Raw genomic sequence first — 8,789 nt, 5'->3', positions numbered from 1 at the left:
GCCCTGTCAGAAAGGTGGCCATGGCCGAGAATCGATTCGTCGTCCTGAGCAATCCCATTGAGGGCGAAGACGACACCTTCAACAAGTGGTACGACGAGGTCCATGTACCGGAAGTGCTCGACGTTCCGGGCGTGGTCGCAGCACAGCGCTACGACCTCAGCGAACTGAAGGTCCCCGACGATCCGGACCTGCCCGCACAGCTGCCCCCGCCAACGCACCGCTATTTGGTGATCTACGAGCTCGATCGGGAGCCCGATGCCGTGATGGCGAACTTCCTCGAGCGGGTGATGTCCGGGAAGCTGTCGCTGGGTGAGACGCTCGACCTGACCACTGTCTCGATGACGGGCTGGACGCCTCGCGGTGAACGACGGGTGGCCGACTGACGTGACCGAGCTCCGAGCCGTGATGCGGGCGCAGCGCGCCTGCAGGCGATTCGACCCGGATGGCAAGGTGCTCGACTCCGACATCGAGCAGATGCTGCAGACCGCGGTGCACGCGCCGAGCGCCGAGAACACCCAGCCCTGGTCGTTCATCGTGGTCCGCGACGAGGAGAGCCGGAAGCTGCTGGCCGACTGGTGGACCGAGACGTGGAATGCCGGCGGTGGCGACTTCATCAAGGGCAGCCTGGACGACCAGGCCCTGATCAACGACCTCGAATACGGCTTCAACCGCGGCGGATTCGCCGCCGCACCGGTCGTCATCGTGGTCTGCGCCGACACCGAACGAGTCATGGAGATATACGCGGCGGCGTCGATCTACCCGGCTGTACAGAACCTGTTGCTGGCCGCGGCCGACTTCGGATACGGGTCCTGCCTGACCACCGGGCTGACCACGTTCGGTGTCGACCGCGTCCGGGGGCGCCTCGGACTGCCGGACACCCTGTTGCCGATGGCCGCCGTATACCTCGGGCCGCCGGCGAAGAGGCTGTCGGCACCCCGCCGTCGACCCGCCAGCGAGGTCACCTACCGCGAGAAGTTCGGCGCCGCATGGTAATTCGAGCTACGTAATTCGACCGATCCGACTCAAACTCAACAAGTGAGGCCGTCACATGCCGTTGGCACTAACCGAAGACCACCGCGCGCTGGCCGACGTCGCCAAGTCGATGGTGGCAGGCCGCGGCGGCGTCGCCAACGCCCGACGCATTCTGCTGGAGTCCGATGAGTCCGGCCGGTGGTGGGAGAACGACGGTCTGTGGAAGGAGATCGTCTCCACCGGGTGGTTGGGTCTTCACGTTGGTGAACAGTTCGGCGGGCAGGGCTACGGACTGCCCGAGCTGACCATCGTCGCGGAGCAACTCGGCCGTGCGGCGGTCGGCGGTCCGTTCCTTCCGACGGTGGCGGTGTCTGCCGTGATCGCCGAGGTCGGGACCGATGAGCAGCGTGCGCGGTGGCTCCCACGGCTCGTCTCGGGAGATGCAACCGCGGGCATCGGGACGGAAAGCGATGCCCGGCTGTCGGATTCGACCGTCAGCGTCACCGCCGTTGCGACACTCGGGGAGCTGAGTGCCGATCTGTTCCTGCTTCCGGTTGGCGAGGATCTTCTGCTCGTGGAAGCCGGCAACTCGGTCCGTGCGACCCGCGCCGAATCCGTGGATCAGCTGATGCGCCCGGTCACCGTCCTCGAATTATCGGACGTACCGGTTGCCGAGGTATTCGCGGGCGCGGCCACCGTCGCCGCCAGGATGACACGGTTGCTGGCCGCGGCTGAGGCGGCCGGCGGGCTGAGCGCCTGCACCGAGATGGCCACCGCGTACGCCGCCACCCGCGAGCAGTTCGGCCGGCCGATCGGCTCCTTCCAGTCGATCAAGCATCACTGCGCGAACATGCTCGTCGACACCGAGCTCGCCGTCGCCGCGACCTGGGATGCCGCGCGCGCCGTCGGCGCGGAGGCGGACCTGGCCGTCATGATGGCCGCGGGGCATGCTCTCACCGCCTATCAGCGGGTGGCGTTGCAGAACGTGCAGGTGCATGGCGGTATCGGCTACACCTGGGAGCACGACGCCCACCTCTACATCAGGCGAGCCACGGTGCTACAGGCCTTCGCCGGTGGCCAGGATGCGCTGCGGGACAAGGTCGTCGAGCTGCAGATCAGTGGGGTGCGTCGGGGCCACACGGTCGACCTGCCCGACGAGGCCGAGCAGTATCGGCAGGCTGCACTGGATTTCCGCTCGGAACTCGAGGTGGCCTACGCCGACGAACGCCAGAAGCTCTGGGCGCGCAGCGGTTACCTGCAGCCGCACTGGCCCACGCCCTACGGCCGGGGCGCCGACAGCGTCGAGCAACTGATCATCGAGGACACCCTGCACGGCCTGGACAAGCCCAGCCTCGGCCTCGGCGAATGGGTGGTGCCCACCCTGCTGCAGCACGGTAGCGCCGAACAGGTCGAGCGGCTGCTCTGGCCCAGCCTCGAGGGTGAGCTGCGGTGGTGCCAGCTGTTCAGCGAGCCCGGTGCCGGATCGGACGCCGCCGCGGTCGCCACGAAGGCCAAGCGTGTGGACGGGGGCTGGGTGTTGACCGGCCAGAAGGTGTGGACCAGCGACGCGGTGAACTGCCAGCGCGGTCTGGCCACCGTGCGCACCGATCCGAGTGTGGCCAAGCACAAGGGCATCACGACGATGATCATCGACCTCGCCGATCCGGCCGTGCAGATCCGCCCGCTCACCGAGATCACCGGCGAGACGCTGTTCAACGAGGTGTTCCTCAACGACGTGTTCGTGCCTGACCACGATGTGGTCGGGGCGGTGAACGCCGGCTGGACGGTGGCGATGGCGGCGTTCGGCAACGAGCGGGTGTCCATCGGCGGCGGTTCGGTCACCATGACCGCCGACGCGCTGATCGATCTGCTCACCCGCCACCGGGCAGGCGACACAGGCCTCGCGCGCGAAGTCGGTGCGCTGCTCACCGAGGCCTACACGCTGGCCACCCTGAACCTGCGGCAGGTGGCGCGGGCGGTGTTCGATGCCGGGCCGGGCATCGAAGGCAACATCGCCAAGCTCTTCGGCGCCGAGCACGCCCAGCGCGTTGCCGAGCTGGGATTGCGCATCGCCAGCCGGGCCATCCTGGTCGGCGGCGAGTCCGACGTCGTGCACGACTACCTGTTCAGCCGGTGCCTGACCATCGCAGGTGGCACGTCGGAGATCGTCAGAAACCTTATCGCCGAACGCATCCTCGGGCTGCCGCGCGATCCGGCACCGAAGCAGATCGGGGAATCGACATGACCTGTGCCGTAGTTGGAATCGGACGCACGACCTACAGCCGCAACTCGGGCCGAACCACCCGCGGGATGGCGGTGGCCGCCTGCCGGGATGCCATCGCCGATGCCGGTCTGACCACGGCGGACGTCGACGGAATCTGCACCTTCATGGCCAACGACTCCGAGCAGCCCATCTTCGTGGGCTGGGCGCTCGGCATCGAGGAGTTGGCCTGGGCCAACGCGATGTACGGCGGCGGCAATCTGGTGGCCGACCAGATCGCCACCGCCGCCGCGGTGATCGAGGCAGGCATGTGCAAGGCGGTGCTGGTGTACCGCTCGCTCAATGGCCGCTCGGGGTACCGCTTCGGCCACATCGAGGGCCCGATGCAGGTGCCCCACCACGACCAGTTCGACACTGCGTCGGGCTTCTTGGTGCCGCCACAGTGGTTCGCCATGTGGGCCCGGCGTCACCAACACGAATACGGCTCCACCTCAGAGGATCTCGGGCAGATCGCGATCACCCAGCGCGCACACGCCGGGCCCAATGAGCATGCGCTGCGGCGCGAGCCGCTGTCCATGGACGACTATCTCGCCGCCCGTTGGATCAACGAACCGTTCCGCGTGCTGGACTGCACGTCGGAGGTCGACGGCGCGGTGGCCATCCTGATCACCGGCGAGGACGTCGCCCGCAACGCCAAACAGCCCCCGATGTGGCTGGTCGGCTCGTCGAACTCGCAGGGCGGTGCGGGCTGGACCGAGTGGAGCGACCCCACCGAGATGTACTCGCAGACAGCCGGTCCGAAGATCTGGGACAAGACCGGCCTGAGCCCGGCCGACATGGATCTGGCTTGCATGTACGACTGCTTCACCTACACCGTGATGGCCACCATGGAGGGCTTCGGCTTCTGTGAGAAGGGGGAGGTGGGCAAGTACTTCTCGACCGGACGGGCGACGTACGGCGGTGACGTCGTGGTCAACCCGCACGGGGGCCTGTTGTCCGAGGGGTACATCCACGGCCTCAATCACCACTACGAAGCCGCGCTGCAACTGCGGCACGCAGCCGGCGTGCGCCAGGTCGACAATGCGCAACTCGCTCTGGTCACCGCGGGCGGCGGACCGTTCGGCGGCGCCAACGTCTACAGCAGGGAGAAGCCATGACATCCAATCCCGGTCTGTTGCCCCCGATTCCGGTCCCCGATCCCGATACCGCGCCGTACTGGGAGGGCCTCAAGAACGGCAAACTCGTGTTGTGCCGCTGCGACGACACCGGGAAGTGGATCCATCCACCCCTTGAGCGCAGTCGATTCACCGGTGGCCCCGTGCATTTCGAGGAGGTCAGTGGCGAAGGCACGATCTTCAGCTACATCGTCGTCCGCCAAGCGCTGGTACCCGGCCGGACGCCGCCGTACGTCGTCGGTCTGATCGAACTGGCCGAGCAGCCAGGGCTGCGGATCAACGCCGTCGTCGACGCCAATCCGGCCGACGTGCGAATCGGGCAGCAGGTCGAACTCCGCATCGTCGACCTCGGTGAAAGCGGCTACCGGATACCCGAATTCATTGTCACATAGCAAGCCCCCCCCTTTCGCGCGAGCGCTAGGAGGTGAGCAGCGCGCCGGTGCCGAGGTCGGCGTAAGCCTCTGCGAATCGGCCGAGCACGGTCTCGACGATCTCGACGGAGTACATCTGATCGGGCGTGATCGCCCACATGCAGAACCCCCATGCTGGGCTGCGCCGGTAGGCGGTCCACATCTGCTCGCGATCGGGTACCGCTACGCCCGCGTCGCGCAGTCGCCCCCGGTAGCCGTCGAGCAGGTCGCGTTCGTGGTTGCGGCGCAACTCGGGCGGCAACGCTCCGATCAACGCGTAGCCGACGTCGTGTGACCACGAGCCGCGCCGAACCAGTTGCCAGTCAAGGACACCCATCCGTCCGCCGGGCACAACGTAGGTGTTGCGCGGATGCGGGTCGCCGTGCAGCAGTGTGATCGGATCGCCGGCTGTGCCGGCGATATGTTCCTGCAGCTTCCAGAACGCCGCTTCCATCGAATCCGCGTCCTCGCCCGCGGCGTCCAGCAGCGCCTTCTTGTAGGGCAATTCGAGGAACGCCCGGATGATGCTGAACCCGTTGGCGCGCAGGAACTCCGCAAATCCGCCCGTGACGGGATGTTGCAGCCAGGACAGGTCACCGTCGTCCCTCAGCCGGGGGCTGTCCCAGAATGGCGCGTGGACCTGACTCAACGTGCGTAGCAGCTCGTCGACCTGCTCAACGGACAGCCCGGCGACCGCGTCAGGCACCTGCGCGCCGCGCAGGGTGATGTCCTCGGCGAGGATGAGGAACTGCGACGGGCCATCGAGATGCTCGGCGAAGTAGGTCGTCATTGTCTCGACGTCGAGGTCGTCGCGCAGGTCGCGGTAGAACGTCGTCTCGTCGTCGAGCAGCACTGCCCCACCGCCACCCTGGGAGAGCGATTCATCGACGGCGGCAGGCAGGTCGTGCACCGTGCTCAGTTGCGTCTTCACGAAAAGCCTTCGGGGCAAATCGTTGTCGGGTTCGGCGTAGTCGACGTCGACGTGCAGATGCGATGTGGTGCCCTGCCAGGTGCTGCGCACCCGGATCTCGGTGACCGTCACGCTGGGTCGGTGCCGGCGCAGCAGGGAGGTCAACACCTCGGGCGTCAGGTCGTCGGGGGAGTTCAGCATGACGGGCAGGGCTGGGCTGGTCATCAAGTGTCCTCGTCTCGAGCCAATGTGGCAGTCGACTGTCACAATAGCAGCGGCGGGCGTCGCCGACGCCCGAATGAGCGGGGCGGGATCAGGTAAGGGCCGGAACGGGACGGAACAGCGGCACCCACACCCGGCTGTCCTCCTCGCCCGACAGCGCGGTCCAGTCCTCGAAGAAGACCTCGACGGCCATGCCGACCCGGACGTCGTCCACGGGCACGCCCACGACGTTCGTGATGAGCCGGACGTCGGGCTCGTCGTCCAACTCGACCATGGCCACCACATAGGGCGGCTCGAAACCTGGAATCCAGTTCTGCCGGTTGACCGTATAGGCCGCAACGGTGGCCTTGCCGGACACCGGCTCCGGCGCGACGTCCATGCTGCGACAACGCCAGCACGCCGGCCCCGGCGGGTGGAAGAAATGCCCGCAACCGTGGCAGCGGGTGATCAGCAGTTCGCCGCGTTGGCCGCCAGTCCAGAATGCGCGGGACTCCGCTGTCGGGGTGGGCGCCAACCGCATCTGGGGTCGTTGGTATTCGGAGGCGGCCGTCACGAATCGGCCTGCCACTCGCAACCTGTCAATTCGGCCGACATGTCCCAGAGCCTCCTCGCGCTTTCCGGATCGACCGCCTTGTCCTTCAGAGCGGTCGGCTTCGGGGTGCCCCACTGGTGCATCAGCCCGCGCGGGGCAAGGTAGGTGCCGTTGGGCGGCGTGGTCGTGATCGCCTGAATCGTCGAGCGGGCGCCGTCAGCCGGGCGCTGGGCGACGTGCGGCGAGATCACCCGGCCTGCCCACTGCAGCACGCCGGAACCATCGCGGGTGATCGACGTGTTCGTCATCCCGGGATCCGAGGCGTACGCGGTCTTTCCCCGGGCCACCAATTCGCGCACGAACAGTAGGTTCGCGAGCTTGGACTCCCCGTATGCCGACCAGGGGTTGTACTTGCGGTGGTGATAGTTGAGGTCGTCGAAGTGGATGCGCGCAGTGTTGTAGTTGGTGCTGGACACCGCCACGACGCGATCTCGGATCCGGTCGCCGAGCAGACACGTCAGCGCGAAGTGCCCGAGGTGATTGATACCCATGTGTGCCTCGAAACCATCGGTCGTGCGGGTCAGCGGCAGGCCAAGCACACCGGCGTTGTTGACCAGCACGTCGACGGAGTCGACGGTGTCGGCGAACTTGCGCACGCTGGTGAGATCGGCCAGGTCCAGCTCGCGCACCTCGACGTCGCCTGGCATCGACGCCGCGGCCTCTTGCGCCTTGCTCAGGGTCCGGCACGCGATGACGACGTCGTGGCCTGCGGCGGCCATCGCGCTCGCGGTCGCCTTTCCGACGCCACTGTTTCCGCCCGTGACGATGATTCGCACGCTCCAATGGCCTCCTTCACACCGATGTCACCTAAACCGTAAACTATTTATCGCTTTATTTGTACCGGGGGCGGGTCGGAGACGCCAGTTCCCGCCAAATTCTTGAGCTGGCCATGTGGCCATTCGATGGTGTCGCCATGCTTCACTCTGTCAATACCTGCTGTTCGCTGGGGTGTGCAGCAGCAAGAGCATGGGCAGCCCTGACAGGTCGGTCACCATCGCGCATTCGGCCCCCTCAACGCCTTTGTGTCAGCTGGCGGGCATAGTTTCCTGATCAACGGTCAAGGCGCACTTCGCCCCTGGGAAAGGACCATCAGCATGAGCCAGCGCGATCACGATGAGTGAGCGCATCCGCGAGTTCGCCAACGACGGCTACACGTTCCCAGTGAGGGACGAGGGACCCGCCGACGGTGAGATCGTGGTTCTCCTGCACGGATTTCCGCAGACCTCGAAGTCGTGGGATGCGGTCACGCCGCGTCTGCACGCGGCCGGCTACCGCACCTTGGTCTTCGACCAACGGGGATACACGCCGACCGCCCGCCCGCGGGGCCGCTTCGCCCATCGGATCGGCGCGCTCGTCGGCGACGTCGCCGCACTGGTTGCCGCCGTGGGGGCACCGGTGCATCTCGTCGGCCACGACTGGGGTGCCGTTGTCGCGTGGGCGACTGCCGCCGGGCGCCCCGAACTCCTCAGGACTCTCACCGCGGTCTCCGTGCCTCATTCAAGGGCGTATCTGCGGTCTCTGCTCAGCAGCAGTCAGGCGCTGAAGTCGTACTACATGGCCATGTTCCAGATTCCATGGCTGCCCGACACCGTGCTGCGTCGCTTCCCGAAGCAAACCGATCGAATGCTGCGCGAGAGCGGAATGGATGCCGAAGCCATCCGGCAGGTACACACCGATGTCATCGAGAGCGGTGCGTTGACCCCGGCCATCAACTGGTACCGGGGGATACCCTTCAGTTCCCGGAGACACCTTCAAAGGGTCTCGCTACCAACCACATACGTGTGGAGCACCGATGACATCGCTCTCGGCCGCCGGTGCGCCGAGCTGTGCGAGCGTTACGTCACCGGCTCCTACCGGTTCGAGGTCGTCGGCGGCTCGCACTGGATCCCCGAGGAGCAGCCAGACCTGGTGGCGGACCTGATCGTGGATCGCGTCAAGGGAGGCTAGGTCCCCGGTCTGGTCCTCGACGAGCCAATGTAGCCACTCGACGGCGTCGTCATGCTTCACTCTGTGAATACCCGCTGTTCGCCGGGGCGCGCAGCAGCAAGAACTCGGGTTGGCGCTTAGGGAGGTGGGGCCATGGCGGCGGTCGGTGGGCAGTACCCCGAGGTCGGTCCAGGGGCGTTGCCGGTCAAGGACGTCGGCCGCTTGTTGCTGCGCTGCGGCGATCGGCCCGGACTGGTGGCGGCCGTCAGCGCCTTCCTGGCCGACGCCGGGGCAAACATCGTCTCGCTCGATCAGCATTCGACCGAACAGTCCGGTGGCACGTTCGTACAGCGCACCATCT

General features: G+C 66.6%; 10 protein-coding genes. 7 read left to right on the top strand and 3 right to left on the bottom strand.

Features of this window, described 5'->3' with window-relative positions:
- From QOC69_RS09455 to QOC69_RS09435, 5 genes are all read left to right on the top strand, one after another.
- A partial coding sequence (locus QOC69_RS09455; RefSeq protein ID WP_526438693.1) for a hypothetical protein occupies positions 1-383 on the top strand: 383 nt, incomplete at its 5' end.
- Position 384: 1 nt separating this feature from the next.
- On the top strand, positions 385-993 hold the full coding sequence (locus QOC69_RS09450; RefSeq protein ID WP_526438691.1) for a nitroreductase family protein: 609 nt from the start codon (positions 385-387) through the stop codon (positions 991-993).
- 55 nt (positions 994-1,048) lie between these two features.
- Positions 1,049-3,217 (top strand): acyl-CoA dehydrogenase family protein, encoded by a 2,169-nt coding sequence (locus tag QOC69_RS09445; protein ID WP_526438689.1) that lies wholly within the window; start codon positions 1,049-1,051, stop codon positions 3,215-3,217.
- Positions 3,214-4,350 carry a thiolase family protein gene (locus QOC69_RS09440; protein WP_526438687.1) on the top strand — a complete coding sequence of 379 codons (1,137 nt, stop codon included), beginning with the start codon at positions 3,214-3,216 and terminating at the stop codon, positions 4,348-4,350. Before QOC69_RS09445 ends, QOC69_RS09440 begins: the two co-directional genes overlap by 4 nt.
- Positions 4,347-4,760 (top strand): Zn-ribbon domain-containing OB-fold protein, encoded by a 414-nt coding sequence (locus QOC69_RS09435; RefSeq protein WP_526438685.1) that lies wholly within the window; start codon positions 4,347-4,349, stop codon positions 4,758-4,760. The genes QOC69_RS09440 and QOC69_RS09435 overlap by 4 nt, the downstream gene beginning before the upstream one ends.
- 25 nt (positions 4,761-4,785) lie before the next feature.
- On the opposite strand, the gene QOC69_RS09430 is transcribed toward QOC69_RS09435, so the two are convergent.
- From QOC69_RS09430 to QOC69_RS09420, 3 genes are all read right to left on the bottom strand, one after another.
- Complete coding sequence (locus tag QOC69_RS09430; RefSeq protein WP_526438683.1) at positions 4,786-5,913, bottom strand: phosphotransferase; 1,128 nt, start codon at positions 5,911-5,913, stop codon at positions 4,786-4,788.
- 88 nt (positions 5,914-6,001) lie between these two features.
- The gene (locus QOC69_RS09425) at positions 6,002-6,430 is read right to left on the bottom strand and encodes a Zn-ribbon domain-containing OB-fold protein (RefSeq protein WP_526438695.1); all 429 of its coding nucleotides are present in this window, start codon (positions 6,428-6,430) and stop codon (positions 6,002-6,004) included.
- A gap of 29 nt (positions 6,431-6,459) precedes the next feature.
- Positions 6,460-7,278, bottom strand: a complete 819-nt coding sequence (locus QOC69_RS09420) for an SDR family NAD(P)-dependent oxidoreductase (protein WP_526438681.1) — start codon at positions 7,276-7,278, stop codon at positions 6,460-6,462.
- 337 nt (positions 7,279-7,615) lie between these two features.
- Here QOC69_RS09420 and QOC69_RS09415 point away from each other — a divergent pair, with 337 nt between their 5' ends.
- Entirely contained in the window at positions 7,616-8,449 is an 834-nt protein-coding gene (locus tag QOC69_RS09415; RefSeq protein ID WP_526438679.1) for an alpha/beta fold hydrolase, read from the top strand.
- A gap of 132 nt (positions 8,450-8,581) precedes the next feature.
- The coding region (locus QOC69_RS09410) for an ACT domain-containing protein (RefSeq protein ID WP_526438677.1) at positions 8,582-8,789 on the top strand (208 nt) is incomplete at its 3' end.

The organism is Mycobacterium sp. (assembly GCF_032162105.1).
Taxonomy (GTDB): domain Bacteria; phylum Actinomycetota; class Actinomycetes; order Mycobacteriales; family Mycobacteriaceae; genus Mycobacterium.
The sequence above is the reverse complement of the archived record's forward strand: the minus strand, read 5'-3'. Positions and strand labels throughout refer to the sequence as shown.

Coding starts and splice junctions, on each gene's coding strand:
- QOC69_RS09415 (WP_526438679.1), top strand. CDS start 7,616: ATGAGTGAGCGCATCCGCGAGTTCGCCAACGACGGCTACACGTTCCCA.
- QOC69_RS09440 (WP_526438687.1), top strand. CDS start 3,214: ATGACCTGTGCCGTAGTTGGAATCGGACGCACGACCTACAGCCGCAAC.
- QOC69_RS09425 (WP_526438695.1), bottom strand. CDS start 6,430: ATGCGGTTGGCGCCCACCCCGACAGCGGAGTCCCGCGCATTCTGGACT.
- QOC69_RS09435 (WP_526438685.1), top strand. CDS start 4,347: ATGACATCCAATCCCGGTCTGTTGCCCCCGATTCCGGTCCCCGATCCC.
- QOC69_RS09445 (WP_526438689.1), top strand. CDS start 1,049: ATGCCGTTGGCACTAACCGAAGACCACCGCGCGCTGGCCGACGTCGCC.
- QOC69_RS09430 (WP_526438683.1), bottom strand. CDS start 5,913: ATGACCAGCCCAGCCCTGCCCGTCATGCTGAACTCCCCCGACGACCTG.